At 70.2% G+C, this 20,464-nt stretch carries 20 protein-coding genes; 12 read left to right on the top strand and 8 right to left on the bottom strand.

Going from position 1 to position 20,464, the window contains the following annotated elements:
- Positions 1 to 7: 7 nt before the first annotated feature.
- Positions 8 to 1,474 carry an ABC transporter permease subunit gene (locus KRR26_RS01270; RefSeq protein ID WP_120205176.1) on the bottom strand — a complete coding sequence of 489 codons (1,467 nt, stop codon included), beginning with the start codon at positions 1,472 to 1,474 and terminating at the stop codon, positions 8 to 10.
- Positions 1,475 to 1,706: 232 nt separating this feature from the next.
- Here KRR26_RS01270 and KRR26_RS01275 point away from each other — a divergent pair, with 232 nt between their 5' ends.
- Both KRR26_RS01275 and KRR26_RS01280 read left to right on the top strand, forming a co-directional pair.
- Positions 1,707 to 2,945, top strand: a complete 1,239-nt coding sequence (locus tag KRR26_RS01275) for a hypothetical protein (RefSeq protein ID WP_407931702.1) — start codon at positions 1,707 to 1,709, stop codon at positions 2,943 to 2,945.
- A gap of 105 nt (positions 2,946 to 3,050) precedes the next feature.
- Positions 3,051 to 3,653, top strand: coding sequence for a hypothetical protein (locus tag KRR26_RS01280; RefSeq protein WP_120205173.1), 603 nt, complete (start codon positions 3,051 to 3,053; stop codon positions 3,651 to 3,653).
- A gap of 6 nt (positions 3,654 to 3,659) precedes the next feature.
- On the opposite strand, the gene KRR26_RS01285 is transcribed toward KRR26_RS01280, so the two are convergent.
- A complete protein-coding gene (locus KRR26_RS01285; protein ID WP_217078939.1) occupies positions 3,660 to 5,264 on the bottom strand; it encodes a sigma 54-interacting transcriptional regulator in 1,605 nt (534 codons plus the stop codon).
- Between the two features lie 214 nt (positions 5,265 to 5,478).
- Here KRR26_RS01285 and KRR26_RS01290 point away from each other — a divergent pair, with 214 nt between their 5' ends.
- The 4 genes from KRR26_RS01290 (at position 5,479) to KRR26_RS01305 (ending at position 8,570) form a co-directional block, all read left to right on the top strand.
- Positions 5,479 to 6,030, top strand: a complete 552-nt coding sequence (locus KRR26_RS01290; protein ID WP_120205170.1) for a peroxiredoxin — start codon at positions 5,479 to 5,481, stop codon at positions 6,028 to 6,030.
- Positions 6,031 to 6,036: 6 nt separating this feature from the next.
- Positions 6,037 to 6,561: a carboxymuconolactone decarboxylase family protein gene (locus tag KRR26_RS01295; protein WP_120205168.1), complete on the top strand. Its 525-nt coding sequence runs from the start codon at positions 6,037 to 6,039 to the stop codon at positions 6,559 to 6,561.
- A gap of 125 nt (positions 6,562 to 6,686) precedes the next feature.
- On the top strand, positions 6,687 to 7,169 hold the full coding sequence (dps, locus tag KRR26_RS01300; protein WP_120205166.1) for a DNA starvation/stationary phase protection protein Dps: 483 nt from the start codon (positions 6,687 to 6,689) through the stop codon (positions 7,167 to 7,169).
- Between the two features lie 120 nt (positions 7,170 to 7,289).
- On the top strand, positions 7,290 to 8,570 hold the full coding sequence (locus KRR26_RS01305) for a pyridoxal phosphate-dependent aminotransferase (RefSeq protein ID WP_120205165.1): 1,281 nt from the start codon (positions 7,290 to 7,292) through the stop codon (positions 8,568 to 8,570).
- A 24-nt stretch (positions 8,571 to 8,594) separates the two neighbouring features.
- Here KRR26_RS01305 and KRR26_RS01310 read toward each other — a convergent pair whose 3' ends face one another.
- Complete coding sequence (locus KRR26_RS01310) at positions 8,595 to 9,257, bottom strand: SIMPL domain-containing protein (protein ID WP_158611434.1); 663 nt, start codon at positions 9,255 to 9,257, stop codon at positions 8,595 to 8,597.
- A 98-nt stretch (positions 9,258 to 9,355) separates the two neighbouring features.
- Between KRR26_RS01310 and KRR26_RS01315 the strand changes: the two genes are divergently transcribed.
- Together KRR26_RS01315 and KRR26_RS01320 are read left to right on the top strand one after the other, a co-directional pair.
- Positions 9,356 to 10,621 (top strand): MFS transporter, encoded by a 1,266-nt coding sequence (locus tag KRR26_RS01315; RefSeq protein ID WP_120205596.1) that lies wholly within the window; start codon positions 9,356 to 9,358, stop codon positions 10,619 to 10,621.
- A 108-nt stretch (positions 10,622 to 10,729) separates the two neighbouring features.
- Positions 10,730 to 11,503, top strand: coding sequence for a hypothetical protein (locus KRR26_RS01320; RefSeq protein WP_120205161.1), 774 nt, complete (start codon positions 10,730 to 10,732; stop codon positions 11,501 to 11,503).
- A gap of 9 nt (positions 11,504 to 11,512) precedes the next feature.
- On the opposite strand, the gene KRR26_RS01325 is transcribed toward KRR26_RS01320, so the two are convergent.
- A complete protein-coding gene (locus KRR26_RS01325; RefSeq protein WP_120205159.1) occupies positions 11,513 to 12,187 on the bottom strand; it encodes a DNA-3-methyladenine glycosylase family protein in 675 nt (224 codons plus the stop codon).
- Between the two features lie 212 nt (positions 12,188 to 12,399).
- Here KRR26_RS01325 and KRR26_RS01330 point away from each other — a divergent pair, with 212 nt between their 5' ends.
- From KRR26_RS01330 to KRR26_RS01345, 4 genes are read left to right on the top strand one after another with little or no spacing between them, the layout of a single operon-like run.
- Positions 12,400 to 12,606: a hypothetical protein gene (locus KRR26_RS01330; RefSeq protein WP_120205157.1), complete on the top strand. Its 207-nt coding sequence runs from the start codon at positions 12,400 to 12,402 to the stop codon at positions 12,604 to 12,606.
- 4 nt (positions 12,607 to 12,610) lie between these two features.
- The gene (locus KRR26_RS01335; protein WP_120205155.1) at positions 12,611 to 14,728 is read left to right on the top strand and encodes a PAS domain-containing sensor histidine kinase; all 2,118 of its coding nucleotides are present in this window, start codon (positions 12,611 to 12,613) and stop codon (positions 14,726 to 14,728) included.
- Positions 14,725 to 15,135 (top strand): response regulator, encoded by a 411-nt coding sequence (locus KRR26_RS01340; RefSeq protein ID WP_120205153.1) that lies wholly within the window; start codon positions 14,725 to 14,727, stop codon positions 15,133 to 15,135. The genes KRR26_RS01335 and KRR26_RS01340 overlap by 4 nt, the downstream gene beginning before the upstream one ends.
- A 14-nt stretch (positions 15,136 to 15,149) precedes the next feature.
- Positions 15,150 to 15,902 (top strand): GvpL/GvpF family gas vesicle protein, encoded by a 753-nt coding sequence (locus KRR26_RS01345; protein ID WP_233576816.1) that lies wholly within the window; start codon positions 15,150 to 15,152, stop codon positions 15,900 to 15,902.
- Positions 15,903 to 15,911: 9 nt separating this feature from the next.
- Here KRR26_RS01345 and KRR26_RS01350 read toward each other — a convergent pair whose 3' ends face one another.
- The 4 genes from KRR26_RS01350 to KRR26_RS01365 are packed head-to-tail and all read right to left on the bottom strand — an operon-like array spanning position 15,912 to position 20,453.
- Entirely contained in the window at positions 15,912 to 16,937 is a 1,026-nt protein-coding gene (locus KRR26_RS01350) for a DUF4340 domain-containing protein (RefSeq protein WP_217078940.1), read from the bottom strand.
- Positions 16,934 to 18,808 carry a motility-associated ABC transporter substrate-binding family protein gene (locus KRR26_RS01355; RefSeq protein WP_217078941.1) on the bottom strand — a complete coding sequence of 625 codons (1,875 nt, stop codon included), beginning with the start codon at positions 18,806 to 18,808 and terminating at the stop codon, positions 16,934 to 16,936. Before KRR26_RS01355 ends, KRR26_RS01350 begins: the two co-directional genes overlap by 4 nt.
- Complete coding sequence (locus KRR26_RS01360) at positions 18,805 to 19,527, bottom strand: ABC transporter permease (protein WP_217078942.1); 723 nt, start codon at positions 19,525 to 19,527, stop codon at positions 18,805 to 18,807. The genes KRR26_RS01355 and KRR26_RS01360 overlap by 4 nt, the downstream gene beginning before the upstream one ends.
- Positions 19,524 to 20,453, bottom strand: coding sequence for an ABC transporter ATP-binding protein (locus KRR26_RS01365; protein ID WP_120205147.1), 930 nt, complete (start codon positions 20,451 to 20,453; stop codon positions 19,524 to 19,526). Before KRR26_RS01365 ends, KRR26_RS01360 begins: the two co-directional genes overlap by 4 nt.
- Between the last annotated feature and the right edge of the window lie 11 nt (positions 20,454 to 20,464).

The following is a 20,464-nucleotide window of genomic DNA, read 5'->3' on the forward strand; positions in this document are numbered from 1 at the left end:
TCGTTCCTCAGCGTTGATTTTGAAGACGCCGCTCGAGCGCCGCGGCCAAGCGCGTCAGCGGCAACGTGGCCAAGAGGTAGAACACCGCCACCAAGGGCCAGATGGCCAACGGCGCCGCGAGCTGGCTGGCCAGCTCTTGCCCCGAGCGCGTCAGCTCCGCCATGCCAATGATGGACACGAGCGACGAGTCCTTCAGCAACGCGATGCCCTCATTCGTCAGCGGCGGCAGCACGTTGCGCACCGCCTGGGGGAGAATGACGAACCGCATGGCCTGCGCGGAGCTCATGCCCAGGGCGCGCGCGGCCTCGGCCTGCCCGGGATCCACCGACGCGATGCCCGCGCGGAAGATCTCCGCCACATAGGCCGCGCTGTTGAGCGTCAGCGCCAGCACCGCCGCGAGGAACGGCGCCAGGTCCACCCCGAGCAACTGCGGCAGCGCGTAGTAGATGAAGATGATCTGCACGAGCAGCGGCGTCCCACGCAGGACTTCCACATAGGCACCACACAGCCACGAGACCACCTTCGGCTTCGCGCGCCGCCCCAGCGCCACCCCCAACCCCAAGGGCAGACCGGCCAGGAGCGCCAACACGGTGAGCCCCAGCGTCAACGCCATGCCGCGCAGGAGCCGCCGCGCCACGCTGCCCCAGGGCACGCCCGACAGCGCCGGCCTGGCCTGCTGCGCCGCGGCCCCGAAGTACTTCTCCTCCAGCGCGGCGAACCGACCGCTGTCGCGCAGCCGCTTCAGCGCCCCGTTCACCGCCGTGCGCAGCGCCACGTCATCCGGGCGCATCACGATGCCGTAGTGCTCCTCGGTGAGCAGGTCCCCTGTGGTGCGCAGCCCTTGGAAGCCGTGGTGGATGAAGTAGCGCAGCGTCGGCGAGTCCCCCACGACGCCCGCGAGGTTGCCGTTGAGCAGGTCCTGCAACGCCAGGTCGATGCTCGGATACTGGCGCACCTGCACGTCCGGGAGCTTCTGGAGCACGAGCGCGGCGGTGGTGTTGATTTGAATGCCCGCGACCTTGCCGCGCAGGCTCTCGATGCCCGTGATGCTCAGGTCATCCTGGCGCGCGGCCACCCGCTGACCGGCCGTGTAGTAGGGATCCGAGAAGGCCAGACGCTCCTGCCGCTCTGGCGTGATGGTGACAGCGGACATCACCAGGTCGAACTTGCCGGCGAGCAGCGCGGGGAAGACGCCATCGAACGAAGTGTTCGTCCACTCGACCCTGGCGCCCAGCTCCTCGCCCACCAGGTTGCCCAGCTCCACGTCGAAGCCGACCAGCTCACCGTCGTGCACTGACTCGAAGGGCGGGTAGGTGGCATCCGTGCCGATGCGCAGCGTGCGGCCACGGAAGTCCCCCGTTGCGGAGGGGGCCTCCTTGCGCCCGCAACCCGGAGCGAGCACGAGCCCCCAAAGGAGTCCGAGGAAGGCCAGCCCGGCGACGGAGGGTCGGAAACGGAGGAAGCGCGGGTGCATGGAGACCCCGTGTTACATCGGTGGCTTCGTCCCCCGGAGCAAGCGCTTTCGTACCCGTCCGTCCTCGGACGCACCGCTAGCAACTCTGGTCGGCCGCCCACCGAGAATCCCGGACATGTCTCCCCCGCGCATTGGCTCCCGCGTCGCCCCGCAGCCTCGTCCCATTTCCGAGACCCCGCCCCCACGTCCCGACGTGAAGGCGCGCGCCACGCCCCTCCGCGATGAGCGTGGCGTGTCCGGGTTCGACGCGAAGCCCCGCTCGGCCGGCCCCGTGGCCCTCGCGGCCTCGGCGCCCACGTCGCGAGGGACCGGCGTCACGCCCGGGACCTACCCGAACAGCCGGGATGTGGAGGCCATCTCCGCGATGAAGGATCCGGTGGCCCGCAACGTGGCCATCACCCAGGGCTACTCAGACCTGTCCAGCGCGGTGGGGCAGATGCTCGGCACGGAGAACGCGAGCTGGGCCACCTTCGGCACGTGGGCGTCCAAGCAAGCGGGGGTGAGCATCCGCCAGGAGGACATGCCCAAGCTGCTGGTGGATGCGCTCCACGGCGCGGGCGATGTCACGGGGCCGCTCGCCAAGGTGGATGACATCCTCCGCAAGGTGGGGCTGCCCGCGCTGCCGGGCCTGTCGGACATCGCGCAGGCCGGCGCGAAGGCGCTCGACAGCGTCAGCCAGGCGATCGCCGATGGCAACCAGTTGGTGTTCCACGAGGTGGGCACCGAGTTCGCCCGCTTCATCGAGACCTTCCAGGGCGACACGGCCTTCGACGCGGCCAAGACGCAGAAGTACCTGGAGAGCTTCCCCGCGGACAAGCCGCTGCTGAAGCAGGCCTTCGGGCACTACGCCGAGGCCATGTTCGAGAAGGACCCGAACAAGAAGGCCGAGCTGATGTTGCTGGCCAATGATCAAATCGGCCTGCACGAGCAGACGCGGCTTCAGCCCTACGTGGAGAAGGCGCTGAACACGCCGGTGAAGGAGACGTTCCGGGACCTGCTCAAGCAGTCCATCCAGGGGGCGGCCAACGCCCTGCCCTTCCCCGCCAACCTCGCCGCCAAGGCCGCCATCAAGAGTGGCGTGGTGGACGCGGCCTTGTCGCCCGTGGTGGACGGGCTGGCGAGCACGTTCCGCCGCTTCGCCACGGACCACATGATGAAGCTGGCGGTGCCCGGCGGCGCGCTGAAGCTCGGCAATGACCTGCCGCCGCCCGCGGGCATGGAGAAGGACCTGTTCCCGGCGAACCTGCGCACGCTCGAGAACCCGGAGCTGCGGGAGCTGATGGGCAAGCTCGACCGCACGCCGGACAGCCTGCATGGCACCGCCGCCAAGGACTGGAGCCGCCTGGACCAGCGGATGAACTACATCATCGACCTGTTCCGCTCGCGCCAGTCGGATCCGCACCTGTTCGACCCGCCGTTCGGCAAGCGCGGCCAGTACCCGGTGCGTGCCGAGGCGCCCCGCGTCGCCTGAGTCGGAGTTGTACCCACCCCGCCGCGGCGGTGCGCGTGGCGGGGTTGAATTCTGGGGCTCGGGGGGCGTTTGAGCGGGACAGAACATGCCCCCAGGAGTTCCCCCATGTCGAAGTGGCTGCTGGCAACGCTGACCCTCTCCCTCCCCATGATGGCGCAGGCAGGCGGTCCACTCGAGCGCGCGCAGGATCGCCGAGAGCTGCGCGAGGACCGCCGGGAACTCCGTGATGACCGGCGGGACCTGCACCAACTGGAGTCGCTGGTCAGTCGCTACGACGCCGCGCGCACGCGTCGTGACCGCAACGACTTGAACCGCGTGGAGTCGGAGCTGCGCGCCTACGTCGCCTCCGAGTTGGACGAGAGCCACCATGAGTTGGCCAAGGACGTCCGCGAGGTGCGACGCGACAACCGCGAGCTGCGCGATGACCGCAACGGCTGGAGCTCCCCCGGCGCGCGCGCGGACGACCGCAGGGACCGCCGAGACGACGTGCGCGACGCACGAGCCGAGCGGGCCGCGCTGGAGCAGACGCGCTCCATCGCCCGGGAGCTGGATGGGCTCTACGGCCGCACGGACCCAGGCAGTCTCCAGCGCAAGCGCGCCCTGATGGGCGACCTGCTCCAGCTCGCGCGCGCCGAACAAGCGCAGAACCACGCCGAGCTTCGCGAGGATCGCCGCGAGCTGCGCGAGGACGGCGCCCACCGGCACTGACGCGACTCACACCTCATCGACCACGAACTGCTCCAGCCGCGCGATGCCGAGCTTCTTCATCCGGCTCTGGAGCGTGGACGGCTTCAGCCCCAGCAGCGCGGCGGCCCCACCTGGCCCGTACACGCGCCCCCGCGTGAGGCCGAGCACTCGCAGGATGTGCTCGCGCTGCACCGCCGCCAGCGTGGCCACTGAACCTGTCTTCGGCGCGGGCTCGCCTGCCCCCGCCGCGGGCGCCGCGACCTCCGCGGGAGCCGGAGCGCTTCCGCGCGTGGGCAGGTCGAACGACTCGCGCCCCAGTTCGGGCCGCTTCGTGAGGATGGTGGCGCGCTCCAGCGCGTTCGCCAGCTCGCGCAGGTTGCCCGGCCAGTCATAGGCCGCCAGACGCTCCAAGCCGTCCGGCGTCACCCGCATGCCTCGCCGCCCCGTGCGACGCGCCTGCTCCTCCAGCAAGAAGGCGCACAACTGCGGGAGGTCCTCGCGCCGCTCTCGCAGCGGAGGCAGCCTCAGTGGGAAGACGCTCAAGCGGTAGTACAAGTCCTCGCGGAAGCGCTTGTTCGCGATGGCCTGCTGCAACTCCACATGCGTGGCCGCCAGGATGCGCACGTCCGCGCGCACCGTCTTGTCGCTGCCCACCGGCTCGAAGGCCTTCTCCTGGAGCGCGCGCAACAGCTTGGCCTGCAACTCCACCGGCAGCTCGCCCACCTCGTCCAACAGCAGCGTGCCGCCGTTCGCCATCTGGAAGCGCCCCGCGCGGTCGCGCGTCGCGCCGGTGAAGGCGCCCTTCACATGGCCGAACAGCTCGCTCTCCAACAGGCCCGCGGGAATGGCCGCGCAGTTGATGGTGACGAAGGGCTGGTCCGCTCGCGCACTCCAACGGTGGATGGCACGCGCGAGCCGCTCCTTGCCCGTGCCCGTCTCCCCGAGAATCAACACCGGCGTGTCCGTCTCCGCCACCTGCCGCGCGCGCATGGCCAAATCGCGCATGGCCTGACTCAGCGACGTCTCCAGGATGCCTTCCGAGTCCCCACCGAGCTGCGACTCGAGGAGCTTCGCGTGCTCGTGGTCCTGCCGGTGCAGTCGCTCGAAGTTGGCGCGCTGCTCGGCGCTCTGGATGGCGGTGGCCAGCATCTGACCGTACACCTCCACCAGGTCCACCACCGGCGGCGGGTACGCCACGCACTCGGCGCGATCCAAGGTCAGCACGCCATAGGCGCGCTCCCCCGCGCACAGAGGCACCACCATGCACGAATGGCCCGCGGGCAAATCCAACACGCCGTCGAACGGGTCGCCGTCTCCATGCGCGTGGTCCTCCTCCGTGAAGGCCCGCGCGCGCCGCGACTCCAGCGCGTGCTTCAGGGACGGGAAGTCCGCCAGCTCCAGCACGTGCTGCCGCACCCGCGTGTTCGCCAGGGGGCCGCGCGCCGCCACCGCCTCCAACCGGCCCCCCTTCAGCAAGAAGAGCGTCGCCAGGTCGAACGGCACCACCCGGGTCAACCAGTCCAGTCCTCGACGGAGCAGTTCCCCCACGCCTTCTTCCGTGGTTGCCAGCTCCACCAGCTCCCGAGCATCCTTCGCCACCTCGGCGCGGCCCGCCATCCGTTCATCCGACATGTCCCTCGGATAATAGCGGGCCACCGAAATTGCAGTGGCGGAAGGCACCGGTATTTCGTTATTCACCGCCCCAGCGACACTGACCTTTTGGGGTCTGGAGTCAAGTCCCTGGAATCACTGAAGCAGGGGCGTTGGCACGGTGTCTGCTGTAGAGAAAGCGCAATCACACCTGCTGGGCCGTCCCTCCTGGCCGGCCCCCACTCAAGGAGTCGTAATGCTGACCGTTGGCGACAAGCTTCCCGAGTTCAAGGTCAAGGCCACCGTGAGCCTGGAGAAGGGCAAGGAGTTCAAGGAGATCTCGAACGACACGTACAAGGGCAAGTGGACGGTGCTCTTCGCGTGGCCCAAGGACTTCACGTTCATCTGCCCGACGGAGATCGCGGAGTTCGGCAAGCACAACAAGGACTTCCAGGACCGCGACGCGCAGGTGCTCGGCCTGAGCACCGACAGCGAGTTCGTGCACCACGCGTGGCGCACGCACCACCCGGACCTGAAGAACCTGCCGTTCCCCATGCTGGCGGACGTGAAGCGCGAGCTGAGCGCCGCGCTGGGCATCCTCCACAAGGAGGAGGGCGTGGCCCTGCGCGCCACGTTCATCGCGGATCCCCAGGGCATCATCCGTCACGTGACGGTGAATGACCTGTCCGTGGGCCGCAACGTCAAGGAGACCGTCCGCACGCTGGACGCGCTGCAGACGGACGAGCTGTGCCCGTGCAACTGGGAGAAGGGCCAGGAGACCCTGACCCAGAAGATGAAGGCGGGGTAATCCATCATGGCTTCGCTCGAAGTCGTCCGCGGGGAGCTCGCGGACGCCCACAAGGACACCCGCCTCAACCTCTCCGCGGTCCTGGAGGGGGGCAGCCTGACGCCCGAGCAGCGCTGGGGCGTGGCCGTCGCATGCGCCTTCGCCGCTCGGAATGAGCGGCTGAAGGAGGCCATGCTCGAAGAGGCGAAGAAGGCCCTCACGAACCCGGAGCCCGTCATCGAGGATGCGCGCGCCGCGGCCTCGCTGATGGCGATGAACAACGTCTACTACCGGTTCCGCCACATGATCGGGAAGGAGTCCTACTCGAGCAAGCGTGCGGGACTGCGGATGAACCGGCTCGCGCAGGTGCTGACGAACAAGGTGGACTTCGAGCTGGTCTGCCTCGCGGTCAGCGCCATCAACGGCTGCGAGATGTGCATGCGCGCTCACGAGAAGGTCGTGCTGGATGGCGGCCTGACCGAGGACCATGTGCACGACGCGGTCCGCATCGCGTCCGTCGTCCACGCCGCGGCGGTGGGTCTGGAGTCGTAACGCCAGGCCTCACCTCCTGGTGCGCTGTCCCTGGCGCCCTTCGGTGTTCGCACCGAAGGGCGCTTCCTTTTCCGGCCCCGTGCATCCAATCGGGCACATTCACGAAAGCCAAAGGAAACCCCGCCATGTCTCTCTACAAGAGCCCGAGCCCCCTTCCCGAGCAGGCCCGCACCGCGCTGTCGCAGACCCTCAACGAGCGGCTCGCGGACGGACTGGACCTGCACTCGCAAATCAAGGTCGCCCACTGGAACATCAAGGGCCCGCAGTTCGCCGCGCTCCACCCGCTGTTCGAGACGTTCGCGGTGAGCCTGGCCAACCACAATGACTCCATCGCGGAGCGCGCCGTCACGCTGGGCGGGCGCGCCTACGGCACCAGCCGCCACGTGGCCAAGGCGAGCCGGCTGGCCGAGTACCCGCAGGAGACCTCGCGAGACCTGGAGCACGTGAAGCTCCTGGCCGAGCGCATCGAGGTATACCTCTCCGGCCTGAGAGAGAGCCGCAAGCTGGCCGAGGGCCACCTGGACACGGACACGGTGGACCTGTTCACCGGCATCATCACCGAGTTCGAGAAGCACGCCTGGTTCCTGCGCGCCTCGCTGGAGACCTGAGTCCCAGGCTCCGAGGTTGAGCGAGGGGGTGGCCCACAGGTTGGCGGGCCGCCCTCCCCTCGGGGAAGGCCCAGCGGAAGTCACAGCGCCCGGCCCCCAAGTCCGCTAGCGTGCGCGGCCGTGAGCGACGACGGGACCCTTCATGCCTTCCGCTCCGTGCCACGCACGGGCGTCATCTATGTCACCGCCGAGGCCAGCCGCCGCGGCTACAAGTCCGGAGACCCGGAGTGGTGCAACCTGGGGCAGGGACAGCCTGAGACCGGCGACCTGCCTGGTGCCCCGCCCCGCCTCCACACCGTCACCGTGGACGTGGCGGACCAGGAGTACGCCCCCGTGGCGGGCCTCTGGGAGATTCGCGAGGCCATCGCGTCGCTCTACAACCGGCTCTATCGCCGGGGCTTGCCCAGCCAGTACAGCGCGGAGAACGTGTGCCTGTCCGGCGGTGGTCGCGCGGCCCTCACCCGCGCCGCGGCGAGCCTGGGCTCGGTGAACCTGGGGCACTTCCTCCCCGACTACACGGCCTATGAAGAGCTGCTGGATGTCTTCAAGGCCTTCACCGCCATCCCCATCCTGTTGGAGGGCGAGCGCGGCTACGCGTTCACCCACGAGGACCTGCGGCGCGAGGTGCAGGGGCGCGGCCTGTCCGCCCTGCTCTTCTCCAACCCGTGCAACCCCACCGGCAAGCTGGTGCAGGGCGAGGAGATGGCGCGCTGGGTCGGCGTGGCACGCGAACAGGACTGCACGCTCCTCATCGACGAGTTCTATTCGCACTACATCTGGACCGGTCGCCCTGGCCACCTGCCGGTGGAGAGCGCCGCGCGCTACGTGGAGGACGTCAACCGCGACCCCGTGGTCATCTTCGACGGCCTCACCAAGAACTGGCGATACCCGGGTTGGCGCATGACCTGGACGATTGGCCCCAAACAGGTCATCGAGGCCGTGTCGAGCGCGGGCAGCTTCCTCGACGGCGGTGGCAGCCGCCCCCTCCAGCGCGCGGCCATTCCCCTGCTCCAGGAAGACACCGTGGTGGCCGAGACGAACGCCATCCACAACGCGTTCCGCGAGAAGCGCGACCACTTCCACTCGCGCCTGGAGCGGCTGGGCATCCGCACGGACCGCGCCCCGGATGGGACGTTCTATGTGTGGGGCAACGTGTCCGGGCTGCCCGCGCCGCTCAATGACGGCATGGGCTTCTTCCGCGCCGCGCTGGAGAAGAAGATCATCGCCGTCCCCGGCGAGTTCTTCGACGTGAACCCCGGCAAGCGCCGCATGCGGACCTCGCGCTTCCGCAACTACGTGCGGCTGTCCTTCGGGCCGTCCATGGAGACGCTCGACAAGGCGCTCTCGCGGCTGGAGCAGATGGTGATGCACTACGCCGCGCACCCCACCAAGACGCCCTGAGGCGCGCCCACCCCGCCGCGCCCCTCAGGACGCGGCGGGCAGCGTGTGGAACTCCACCGTGGCCTCCACCAACATCCGCTTGCGGTGCGCCACGGTGAAGCCCAGGTCCGGGCGCCCCCCGCCGTAGCTCCGGGACTTGATGGCGCCAGCGTCGTAGGCGCCGTGAGCGACCGGGGCCTGCACCACCGTCACCTTCTCCGCGAAGCGACTCGTGCCCCCCAGTCGCGCGCCCAGGCCGTCCGCCACCCGGCGAGCCTGGCGCAGCGCCGCACGGGCCAGCTCCTCCAGCCACGCCTCGCGCGCCTCCGTCTCGCGTGCGTAGCCCCAGCGCAGCTCGCGCAGCGTGGCCTGCTTCAATCCCGTGAACGCCCCGAGCACGTCCGCCACGCGCTCCAGCGCGTCCAGGCGGATGCGCAGCGTGTACACCGCCGAGGACGAACGGGTGAGCAACCCCTCGTTCATCTCCGCGTGCACCGCCTCCAGCGAGAACGCGTCCTTCGAGACGCCCAGCTCCTCCAGCCGGCGCACCAGCGCGAGCACCTCCTTCGCGTTGGTCAGCGCCGCGCCTCCCGTGAAGAACGCGGTCGCGCGCACATCCACGATGGCATCCACGTGGTCCGCCTCCAGCTCGTGCTCGGAGGAGACCGTCACCACGATGTGACCTGCACCAGGAACCGACTCTGCCATGGGGGCTTCTCCGTGCACGGAGGGAACGGCCGAGTATAGGCCCCGTACCGCCCTCCGTACCGCCATGGGGCGGGAGAGGCTCTATGCTGCGGGGACACATGCGACTTCCCTCGTCCCGCCTGAGGCTGCTGTGCGCGCTGTACTTCGTGCAGGGCCTGCCCTTCGGCTTCCAGGTCAACGCGTTGCCCACGTACCTGCGCGCGCGAGGAGCCTCGCTGGCCGCCATTGGCTTTCTCGGGCTCCTGGCGTCTCCGTGGATGGCCAAGGCGCTGTGGGCGCCCCTGGTGGACCGCTACTACTCGGAGCGCATCGGCCGCAGGAAGTCGTGGATCCTCCCCATGCAGGCCCTGCTCGCGGGCGCTTGCGTGTGCGCGTCGCTGGCCATGAACGTGGGCTCGTTGCCGCTCCTGTTGGGCTGCATCTTCCTCATGAACCTCTTCGCCGCCACGCAGGACATCGCGGTGGACGGCTTCGCGGTGGACACGCTCGAGCCGGAGGAACTGGGGCTCGGCAACGCCGCGCAGGTGGTGGGCTACAAGCTGGGGATGATGACCGGTGGCGGGCTGCTCGTCTGGGCGAGCGCGCACATCGGCTGGTCCGGCCTCTTCCTCGCCATGGCCGGGTTGTGCCTGGCGGTGTTCGCCTGGGTCGCCGCCTTCCGCGAGCCACCGCCGAAAAACACGAGCGTGCCCACCGGAACCCAGCGCACCTGGAGCGAGGTGCGCGGCGAAATCGTCCATGCCCTGCGCATGCCCGGCACCGGCTGGCTCCTGCTCTTCGTCCTCACGTACAAGCTCGGCGAGACGATGTCGGACGTCATCTACAAGTCCTTCCTCATCGACTCGGGCTACGTGCCCGCGCAGATTGGCCTCCTGGTGGGAACGTGGGGCATCGCGGCGTCGCTCATCGGCTCCGTGGCGGGAGGTCTGCTCGCGTCGCGCGTGCCCTTGCTCAAGGCGGTGGCCATCACCGGCACGCTGAGGCTCGTGCCGCTCGCGGGGCGCTGGCTGCTGGCCCACTCCGGCGTCACCGGCACGAACGTCATCGCCGTCACCCTGGCCGAGGAGTTCTTCGGCGGCGCCCTCACCACCGCGATGTTCGCCTTCATGATGTCTCGCGTGGATCCGCTCATCGGCGCCACGCACTACACGCTGCTGGCCAGCGTGGAGACCGCGGGCAAGGGCGTGGCCGGCTTCCTCGGAGGCTGGCTCGCGGATGCCCACCACGGCGGCTGGGGCTACGCGAGCGTCTTCATGCTCGGGCTCGTGCTCTCCGTGGGCTTCCTCGCCCTGCTGGAGCCCCTGCGCCGCTCCGCGCCACCGGCCCCCACTCCAGCCCCCGCGCCCCAGCCGAGCAGCGGTTGAGCCGGCACCAAGTTTTGACGGATTTCCCGCAATAATCTCGTGCTAGAGCTTGGGGTGGATTACCACCCTCCCGGGCTCTTCTGGGCTCGGCAAGCACGAGGTCCTGACATGAAGCGCCAGACTTTGAGTTCTCTCGTCGCCAGCGCGGTGCTGCTGGCCTCTCCGGTGGCCATGGCGGGTGTTAGCGTGTCCGTGCCGGCCTTCGAGGCGCAGGTCGCCACGGCTCGCACCGCGGCCAGCCCGGGCGGCACCTCCATCACCCGCGCCGAGATGACGGCGGCGCTGAGCGCGTTCCAGAGCGATGACCACGTGGTGGATGCCGCCGAGCACACCTACCTGGGCACGAAGCTGGCGGACTCCGTGTGGAAGACGGGCATCAACGGCCCGGCCATCAAGTACCTCGGGGACTTCTACGAGCTGTACGACGCGGGCCCGGTGGCGCCGCAGGGCGTGACGCTCGTCACCACGAGCACCGCGACGCTGTACGGCTCGTCGGGGCCGCTGGCGGGCGCCTCGCGCATCGCGGAGGGCTACATCCCCAACGGCCAGGGCGTGGCCAACAACGAGACGCTCAAGGACGCGTACTTCGCCGTGGCGTATCCGCGCGCCCACGAGCAGTCGGACGACTTCTATCCGATTACCCTCGCGGACCTGGTCACCACGCTGCGTGGGCAGGTGCTGTTCCAGCAGATGCCCACCGCGGACGACGTGGACGGGGCCGTGGCGTACATCACGCAGATCTCCCGCAACAGCAACCGCCTCTACATCTCCAGCTTCGTGTCCGAGTTGGACGGCGGCTGGGCCGCGGGCTACGTCATCGCGGCGGTCAGCACGGACCGGCGCTACATCCGCTTCGTGCGCGTGACGACGGCCTCCGACTGAGCCCTCGCCTCACTTGAAGGACTCCGGAGGCAGCTCCGTGGCGCGCCAGAGGTACCAGCTCGCCACGGTGCGCCACGGACGCCACCGCTCGCCGAACTCCAGCAGGGCCTTGGGACGCGGCATCTCGTCCTGCTGGTACGCGAGCATGAAGCCCTTGCGCACGCCGTAGTCATCCACCGGCAGCACGTCCGGGCGGCCCAGCCGGAAGATGAGCAGCATCTCCACCGTCCACGGGCCAATGCCGCGCACCTGGGTGAAGTGGTCCACGAGGTCCGCGTCGGGCATGCGCCGCACGCGGGCCAGGGGCGGCACCGTGCCGTCCTCGGTCTTGCGCGCCAGGTCCAACAGCGCGGCCAGCTTGTTGGCGGACAAGCCCGCCTCGCGCAGCGCGGTCTCCGGCGTGGCCAGCACCTTCGCGGGCGTGAAGGCCTTGCCGTGGCCCACGCGCTCGCAGACGCGACCGAAGATGGTGGACGCGGCGCGAGCATGGAGCTGCTGGTAGACGATGGCGCGCGCGAGCGCCTCGAAGGGGCTGTGCAGCGGCGTGAGCTCCAACCGCAGCGGGCCCACCTTCTTCATCAAGGCCCCCATCACAGGATCCGCCTTCACGAGCGCGCGGCGAGCGGCGGGAGACCAGGCATCGGGGAGGAGCGGGACGGAAGACGACTTCGCAGGACGAGGCATGGACACCCCATGCTGCCCTCGCCTCGACATGGGGCCAATGAAATCCCGTCCACGCGCGGCGCGCCGGGCGTGTGCGAGAGCCAACAGTGGCGAGCCCACGGTGTTCGCAAGTCGCGGCAGGCGCACGGGCCGCTCTGGGGCGGCGGAGTCCCTCGCGCTAGAAGAGTGACGGGCCGGGTCCGCGCCCCCCGGGAGCCCAGGAGCGCACACGGATGGCCGTGGAACGAACCACCGGAAGCGCCAGCCTCGTTGACGTGCTGGATCGCGTGCTGGACCGGGGGCTGCGGCTCGACCCGGGAGCCTCGTGGGAGCCCACCTCCACCGCGCGCGCCGAGGAAGCGCCGTGCGACAAGGCGCGCCACACGACCGCCGCTGACGTTCGAGGCCCCCCCCCGCTCGACCCGGTCCCCGGAGCGTAAGGCCGTGGCCGCCACCGCCCCTCTGCCCTCCGCCGCACCTCCGGACGCCCCGGCGCGGCTGTCGCTCGCCGAGCGGCTGTTGACGTGCGATGGCGCGCAGGCGTGCGCCGAGGCGTCGGTGGAGTGGCTCGTCCATCAGGCCCACCTGTCCCCCGTGGCCTGTCTGTCGCTCGACTCTCCGGACGGCGGTCCGCTGTGCCTCGCCTCACATGGCCTGCCGCCCGCGCAGCAGGACGCGCTCGTGCATGCCCTGGCGCACAGCGCGTTCGCGCTCAGCGTCCCCATGGGTCCCGCCGCCACGCGGGGCCTGGCGCCTGGACTCCAGGCCCTGTTGCCGACCTCGCAGGGCGGCTTCTTCACCGTGCCCCTGCTGGCGCGCGCGGGTGGGCACAGCGTGGGGCTGCTCGTGGTGGCCTCGCCTACGGAGCTGCTGCCGCCCGACGTGCCGTGGTTGGCGTCATGCCTGGGGCCGCAGCTCGCGCGCCAGCTCCATGGCGGCGGGCCGCCCGCGCGGTTGTGGGAGCCGGACGGGCTCTTGCGCCGCATCATCGACTCGGTGGCGGACCCCATCCTCCTCACGGACCTGGAGGGCCAGCCACATCTGGCCAACGCCCGCGCCGAGATGCTGCTCGTGGTGGCGCCCGACTCGCGCCCCGGTCGCCGCCGCGCCGTGCAGCTCAACCAGCGCGTGTTCGCCGCGGCGCTGGTGGCGGGCGCGGGCGCGGACGCGGTGCGCCGCCGCGAGGTGCCCTTGGTGGATCCCGTGGAGGGCACGGACCTGCACTTCGAGTTGGTCAGCACCCCCGTGCGCGGTCCGGACGGCCGCGAGGCGATGGTGAGCGTGCTGCGCAACGTGACGGACCTGGGGCGCGCCACGCAGGCGCTCGGCGAGAGCTACCGCCGCCTGCGCGCCACCGAGCGCGAGGCCCGCAGCGAGCGCCATCGGTTGGACCGCGTGCTCGACTCGGTGGCGGACCCCATCATCCTGACGGACCCCGCGGGCGCCACGGTGATGATGAACGACCCGGCGGAGAAGCTCTTCGCCCTGCCCCCGGACGCGGGCGAGGCAGCCCAGCGACGCGTGCGCGCCAATGACGCGCAGTTCTCCGCGTTCCTCTCCGGCCTCTTGGGAGGCGGCACCACGCTGCGCTGCCGCGGGCAGCTCATCCTGGTGGACCCCGCCGCGGGCGCCACGCTCCCCATGGAGGCGGTGGCCAGCAAGGTGCTCGGCGACAGCGGCGAGTTGACCGGCGTGGTCACCCTCTTCCAGGACCGCACCGAGGCGCTGGAGAAGGCGCGCCTCTTGGAGCGCTTGAAGGACGTCTCCACGCAGTTGGAGGCCCGCGTGCAGGTGGCCACCGCGGAGCTGGCCGAGCAGAACGAGAAGCTGCGCCGGCAGGCCATCCAGTTGGAGCAGGCCAGCGCGGCCAAGTCGCAGTTCCTGGCCAACATGTCGCACGAGTTCCGTACGCCCCTCAACGCCATCCTCGGCTACACCAACATGCTGTTGCAGGGCGTCTCGGGCGACCTGTCCTCCTCCCAGAAGCGCAACCTCACCCGCATCGATTCCAACGGGCGGCACCTGCTGGAGGTCATCAACGAGATTCTCGACATCACCCGCATCGAAGCGGGGCGCATGCCACTGCACCTGTCGGACTTCGGCCTCCCCGAGCTTCTGCAGGAAGTGACGGCGGAGATGGACCCCATCATCGCGCGCAGTCACCTGACGGTGGGCACGCGCCTGGGCGCGGGCCTGTTGCCGGTGCACAGCGACAGGCAGAAGGTGAAGCAGATTGTCCTCAACCTGCTGTCCAACGCGCTGAAGTTCACGCACGAGGGCTCGGTGCAAGTCACGGCCGAATACACCGCGCAGGTGGACGCGTTCTCCATCGCCGTGGTGGACACGGGGATTGGAATCGACCCTGCGTACCAGGAGAAGATATTCGAGGACTTTCAGCAGGTGGACAGCTCGCCCACGCGCGCCTACGGAGGCACGGGGCTGGGGCTGTCCATCTGTCGGCGCCTGGCCACCATGCTGGGAGGGCGCGTCACCCTCCAGAGCGCTCCGGGCCACGGCTCGACCTTCACCCTGCACTTCCCCCGACGTGCGAGACGGACATGACCCTCCCCACCGCTCCCCCCAAACCCCTCGTGCTGGTCGTCGACGACTACGAGGACGCGCGCGAGATGTACGCCGAGTACCTCGAGTACTCCGGGTTCCGCGTGGCCGAGGCGAAGAACGGTCAGGAGGCGCTGGACAAGGCGTTCGAGCTGCTCCCGGACGTCATCCTCATGGACCTGTCGCTGCCCATCATCGACGGCTGGGAGGCCACTCGGCGACTGAAGCAAGACACGCGCACCCAGACCATTCCCGTGGTGGCGCTCACCGGCCACGCCATGACGGGCCAGTCCGATGAGGCACGCGGCGCGGGGTGTGATGCCTTCGTCACCAAGCCCTGTCTGCCGGACGCGCTGGTGGACGAGGTCCGGCGAGTGCTGGCCACCCGGGCCCGCGTGCAAGTCGGCTGAGCCACGAGCGCCGCATGGGAATCGACCCCGCAAGCGAGGAGGATGCCGCCCAGGGAGAGTGCCCGCAGTACGTCTACGGCATCCTGCGCGCCAGCGCCCCGCTCGACCTGGGGCGCATCGGGCTGGGCGCGCCTCCGGCCTTGGTGCGCACCGTGCACGAAGCGGGCATGGCGGCGCTGGTGTCCGAGTCACCGGGCCCGCGCGTCGCGCCCACGCGCACGCACTTGCTCGTGCACCAGCGGGTCACCGAGGCCGTGCTGAGGGAGCACTCCCTCTTGCCCGTGGCCTTCGGCACCGTGTTGCCTTCGCTCGCGCGCGTGCGGGAGGTGCTGCGCGCGGCACGTGAGCCCCTGTCGCGCGCCTTGGAGATGATCCACGGCCGGCTGGAGCTGGGCCTCAAGGTGCGATGTCATCGCGAGCACCTCGCCCGTCAGTTGGAGGTGGAGGCGCCGGCGCTCGCGCGCCACCCCGCCGAGCCCGAGGGCGCGCACGCGCACCGCCTCGACGCCGCGGTGTCCGAGCGCGCCACGCGTGACATGGCCACGGTGCTCACGGACCTGCGGCCCCTGGCCGCGTCCCTGCGCGAGGACCCGCCGCTCGGCGAGCACATGCTCCTCAACGCGTCGTTCCTGGTGGACCGCGACGAGGTGGCCAACTTCGAGGCCCGCGTGCGCGCGCTGGCCCTGCGCACGGAGGCCTATGCGTTCCGCCTCACGGGCCCCTGGCCACCCTACAGCTTCGTGCAGCGGCGGCTCGGCGAGGACTGAGGCGCAAGCTCAGTGGACGCCCGCCGCGCTCACCTTCGCGGCCTCTTCCACCCAGGGCTCGATGCCTGCTTGCAGACGGGCCCAGCCCTGCGCGTGCTCGGTCCGCGCGTAGTAGGTGCCATCCGTGGCGCGCGCCACCGTCAGCTCGCCCAGGATTCGCTCGCCGCGCTGATACGTCACCTGGAACTGTGGCTGCGGCGCTCCGTTCGTCGGAGTCTCGCCGCGTCCCAGGAAGTCCAAGGGCACCAGGCGCCACACGCGGTCATGCCAGTTGCGCGCGAACTCGTCGGGCGTGTCCGGCGTCTCCACCGGCGCCAACCGCACCGTCCCGCCCGCCATCCCCGAGGCCTGGTAGGCGCGCGACACGCCGCCCGTGGTGACGACGACGCGATCGAACTCGCCCGCCTCGAACGTGTGCAGCCGCCGATCCACCAACCGGCTGGCCGCCGCGTCCAGGTCCGGCAACAGGGAAGGGCCGAGCAGGAACACGCGGCCATCCGATTCACGGCGCAAATACGGCGTGCCCCAGCCCCCCGTGGGCGAGGCGAGCGCGAAGACCTCCGGCTTGCCTCCCAGGGTCAGCGTCAGCCTGCGCTCGCTGTGCGCCAGCCCGACCTCCTCCAACTTCTTCGCGTCCAGGTCTCCGAGCGAACGCTGCGCGTGCAAGGGCGCGAACCGAGAGAACAGCTTCACCGCCACGTCGTTGGCCCGCAGCTCGCGCGGCGGCGGCACCGGCTCCGACGGCTGGGGCGGAGTCGCCGCCACACCGCCGTCCGCCGCGGCGGGGCCCGCGATGGGCTTGGCAGGCTTGGTGCCCAGGCGCAGCCAGAACGCGTCCCGGTCGGTCGCGTCGCGGTACAGCTCCACGAAGCGAACCTCGTCCTCGTAGCGGAGCCGTTCGAGCGAGCGCGCGGGCACGTCCAGCACCGTCACTTCACCGGGCGACCCCTCCGGCTCGCGCTGCCACACGAAGAAGGCGGCCACGAGCGCCACGACCGCCAGGGCCCCTTGCAGGGCCACGCCCGCTGCCTTCATCGCGCACCTCCGGCCGAGGTCCCGGTCGCGCGCGGGGCACGCCGCCCTCGACGTCGCGTCACCCCGAACCCCACCGCCATCACCACCGCGGGCACCAGGAAGACCGTCACATAGAACCACGCCACGTCCTGGTCCCGCGTGTGCTGCAACGGCAAGTCTTCCTCGGAGGACGTCGCGCCGGAGAGGGCCTCCTCGCCCGTGAGCCAGCGCAGCGTGTCCACCGCGAGGTACGCATTGCCACGGTTGGCCAGCACGCCGTCGACCAGCGCGTCCGCGTCCGCCATCACCACGGCGCGCGCCGCCTCCTTCACCGCGCCCGAGGCGGGCTTCTCCACCGCCACCACCAACGGCCACGCACGCCGCGCCTCACCCGGATCCGGGAGGAAGTCTCCGTTGGTGTCCGCGAAGGTGGCGCTGTGCGCGCGCACGCTCACGTCGACCCGGAGCCCAGCGGGCAGCGGCGACAGGAGGTCCAGAACGCCCGCGCCCATCATCGCCACCGGCGCCTGCCCCCCCAAGGCGGACAGCGACGACACCGAGGGATGCGACGAGAAGGTCGCCGTGCCCAGGTTGCCCCGGTCACTCACCTGCTGCGCGGTGCGGAAGTACACCTGTTCATTCGCCAGCTGCGTGCGCTCGGACTTCAGCCCCAGCACCGCCAGCAGCGGCTGGAAGTCCGCCCCATCGGGCTCCAGGGCCAACCAGAGCCGACCGCCGCGCTCCCAGTAGTCGCGCAGGGCCTTCAGCTCCTCGGGCATGAAGTCCTTCGCCGCGCCCATCACCGCCACCACCGAGGCGTCGCGCGGAACCTCCGAGCCCAGCCCCTCCACCACCGACAGCGGGCGCACGTCCACGTTCTGCGCGCGCAGCACTTCCTTGAGCTGCGACACGGAGGGACGCGGCGTCTCCCCTTGCACCGGGCGTGAGTCGGCGCGCTCGCCGTGGCCCGCCGTGAAGTAGGCCACGCGACGCGGGCGCGCCACCGCGAGCAATCGCCGCTGGACCTCCTGATCCAACCTCTGGAGCTGGCCCCGCGCGCGCTCCAGCTCCAGCCCCAACGTCAAGGCCTCGCGCCGGTCGCCTCGCGCCAGCACCACGGTGCCGTTGCTGAAGACGCCCAGCGCCTTCGCCTTCGCCGGGTCCACGGCCTGATCCAGACGCTCCAGTTGAAGCTGCGGGCTCTCTGGCGCCAGGTCGCGGAAGTACTGCCGCACCGCCTCGCCCACATCGTTCGCGGGTGGGAAGAACAGCGTCACCTGGAGGGGTTCATTGAGGCCGCGCACCAGTTTGCGCGTGGCCTCGCCCGGGCGCGCGGTGCGGAAGTACGACAGGTCCCAGGTGACGTCCGCCTGCGTCGCCACGTACATGGCGGCAAAGGCAAACACGAGCACGAAGGACAACCCCAGGCCGGAGAACAGGGCGCCGCGCACGCGGCCCGTCTCCGGCACCGGCGCACGCACCAGCGCCGCCGCGGCCACCTCCACCAGCGCCAGCGGCACCAAGGCGCAGACCCCCAGCGCGGGATGGAGCGCGGCCAGCACCACGGCCAGACGCGGCGCGTGACGCGAGAGCGGCTCCCCCAAGAGCAAGCCCCCCGCATCGGACTGGAGGAAGTAGAGCACCAGCGCCAGGAGCCCCACGCCATACAAGCCCAGCACCCAGCCTTCGAGGGTGCGCCGCTCCCCCTGGGCGGCGCGCAGCCGCGCGAAGCGCCACGCTCCGGCGCCCAGCGCCAGCGCGGCCCCCACGCCAGAGAGCGCCCACCGCGCGGAGCCCGCGCCCACGATGCGCTCGCCCACGAAGACGAGCAGCAGCCCCGCCACATACGCCCACGTCACGGGCAGACCCGAGGATGGCGTGCGCGCGCTCATCGCCACCTCCGCGCCTCGACCACCCGCGTGGCCGCGAACAACGCCACGTAGGTGACGACCAGGTAGTAGGCCACGTCACGGGTGTGGATGAGCCCGGACTGGAACGGGGGGAAGTGCTGATTCCAGAGCGACAAGGCGCTGAAGACCTCCGACAGCGGCTGCTCGGTGATGCGCGCCACCAGCCAGCAGAGGATGAGCGCCACCAGCATCACCGCGGACGTGATGGCCGCCATGAGCTGGTTGCGAGACAGCGCGGAGCCAAACGTCCCCACCGCGAGCGACGCGCTGCCCAGCAACAGCAGGCCCAGATAGCCGGCGGACACGTGCCCCAGCGACACCTTGCCGTTCACGAGGATGAGCAGCGGCATGTACGCGGTGCAGAGGATGTAGAGCGCCAGGAAGGCGAGCCCCGCGAGGAACTTGCCCAGCACGATGTCTCGGTCCTTCACCGGCGATGAGTACAGGAGCAGCAGCGTCCCCATCTGTCGCTCCTCGGCCAACAGGCGCATGGAGATGAAGAGCGCGGCCACGACGGTGAAGCCGCTGGAGTAATAGAAGAACCCCGAGAGCACCTCGGCGGAGCGCTTGCTCGCGCCCCCCAAGGCGTACGCGTTGAAGAACAGCCCGTTCAACGCGAGGATGACCGCGAGGATGATGTAGCCACTCCACGTGCGCAGGTAGCCCGCGAGCTCGCGGCGCGCAATCAACCAGGCCTTCACGCCCGCGCCTCCTGACCGTGCGTCAGTCCCAGGAAGATGGACTCCAGCTGGCCCGCGCCCTGGTCCAGGCGCAGCAGCTCGAGCCCCGCTCCCACCAACGCCTGGGCCACGCGCGGACGCAGGTCCGGAGAGGCCCGCAGCTTCAGCGCCACCATGTCCTCGCTGGCGCGCTCCACCTCCACCGCGCCGAACTCTTGAAGCACCGCCACGGCGCGCGCGCGGTCGCCGCGCAGCTCCACCTCGATGCTCCCGCCGCCGCCCATGCGCCGGGCCAACTCATCCTCGGTCCCCTGCGCCACCAGCGTGCCCTGGTGGATGATGAGCAGCCGGTCACACGTCTGGGAAATCTCGGGGAGGATGTGGCTGGACACCAGCACCGTGTGCTCGCCGCGCAGGCCGCGGATGACTCGGCGCATCTCCACGATCTGCCGCGGATCCAACCCGCTCGTCGGCTCGTCGAGGATGAGCAGCGCGGGCTTGTGCACCAGGGCCTGCGCCACGCCCACGCGCTGGCGGAAGCCATGGCTCAGCGTGGAGATGAGCTCGCCATGCACGTCGCGCAGGTCTGTCTTCTCCTCTGCCTCCGCCACGCGCGCGGAGGTGGCCTTCGCCGCCACGCCGCGAAGCTGCGCGACATAGGACAGGTACTCGCCCACCGTCATCTCGTCGTAGAGCGGCGGCACGTCCGGCAAGTAGCCCATGCGCTGGCGGACCTCGTGCGGATTGCCCACCACGTCATGCCCGTCGATGACCACGCGGCCCGACGTGGGCAACAACACACAGCCCAGGACCTTCAGCGTCGTCGACTTGCCCGCGCCATTCAGCCCCAGGAAACCAATGACCTCACCCTGTCCGATGGTGAAGGCCAGGTCCCGGATGGCCGCGTGCTCACCGTAGTACTTGGTCAGCCCTTCGACCTGGATCATCAGGAGTCCTC

Origin of the sequence: Citreicoccus inhibens (genome assembly GCF_019039035.1) — a bacterium.
In the GTDB taxonomy this organism is placed as follows: domain Bacteria; phylum Myxococcota; class Myxococcia; order Myxococcales; family Myxococcaceae; genus Citreicoccus; species Citreicoccus inhibens.

What these genes read in the sequence shown, in the direction of transcription:
- KRR26_RS01280 (WP_120205173.1), top strand. Translation starts at nt 3,051, where the DNA reads ATGTCGAAGTGGCTGCTGGCAACGCTGACCCTCTCCCTCCCCATGATG.
- KRR26_RS01350 (WP_217078940.1), bottom strand. Translation starts at nt 16,937, where the DNA reads ATGAAGGCAGCGGGCGTGGCCCTGCAAGGGGCCCTGGCGGTCGTGGCG.
- KRR26_RS01340 (WP_120205153.1), top strand. Translation starts at nt 14,725, where the DNA reads ATGACCCTCCCCACCGCTCCCCCCAAACCCCTCGTGCTGGTCGTCGAC.
- KRR26_RS01285 (WP_217078939.1), bottom strand. Translation starts at nt 5,264, where the DNA reads ATGTCGGATGAACGGATGGCGGGCCGCGCCGAGGTGGCGAAGGATGCT.
- KRR26_RS01270 (WP_120205176.1), bottom strand. Translation starts at nt 1,474, where the DNA reads ATGCACCCGCGCTTCCTCCGTTTCCGACCCTCCGTCGCCGGGCTGGCC.
- KRR26_RS01365 (WP_120205147.1), bottom strand. Translation starts at nt 20,453, where the DNA reads ATGATCCAGGTCGAAGGGCTGACCAAGTACTACGGTGAGCACGCGGCC.
- KRR26_RS01345 (WP_233576816.1), top strand. Translation starts at nt 15,150, where the DNA reads ATGGGAATCGACCCCGCAAGCGAGGAGGATGCCGCCCAGGGAGAGTGC.
- dps (WP_120205166.1), top strand. Translation starts at nt 6,687, where the DNA reads ATGTCTCTCTACAAGAGCCCGAGCCCCCTTCCCGAGCAGGCCCGCACC.
- KRR26_RS01330 (WP_120205157.1), top strand. Translation starts at nt 12,400, where the DNA reads ATGGCCGTGGAACGAACCACCGGAAGCGCCAGCCTCGTTGACGTGCTG.
- KRR26_RS01355 (WP_217078941.1), bottom strand. Translation starts at nt 18,808, where the DNA reads ATGAGCGCGCGCACGCCATCCTCGGGTCTGCCCGTGACGTGGGCGTAT.
- KRR26_RS01295 (WP_120205168.1), top strand. Translation starts at nt 6,037, where the DNA reads ATGGCTTCGCTCGAAGTCGTCCGCGGGGAGCTCGCGGACGCCCACAAG.
- KRR26_RS01310 (WP_158611434.1), bottom strand. Translation starts at nt 9,257, where the DNA reads ATGGCAGAGTCGGTTCCTGGTGCAGGTCACATCGTGGTGACGGTCTCC.
- KRR26_RS01320 (WP_120205161.1), top strand. Translation starts at nt 10,730, where the DNA reads ATGAAGCGCCAGACTTTGAGTTCTCTCGTCGCCAGCGCGGTGCTGCTG.
- KRR26_RS01315 (WP_120205596.1), top strand. Translation starts at nt 9,356, where the DNA reads ATGCGACTTCCCTCGTCCCGCCTGAGGCTGCTGTGCGCGCTGTACTTC.
- KRR26_RS01290 (WP_120205170.1), top strand. Translation starts at nt 5,479, where the DNA reads ATGCTGACCGTTGGCGACAAGCTTCCCGAGTTCAAGGTCAAGGCCACC.
- KRR26_RS01325 (WP_120205159.1), bottom strand. Translation starts at nt 12,187, where the DNA reads ATGCCTCGTCCTGCGAAGTCGTCTTCCGTCCCGCTCCTCCCCGATGCC.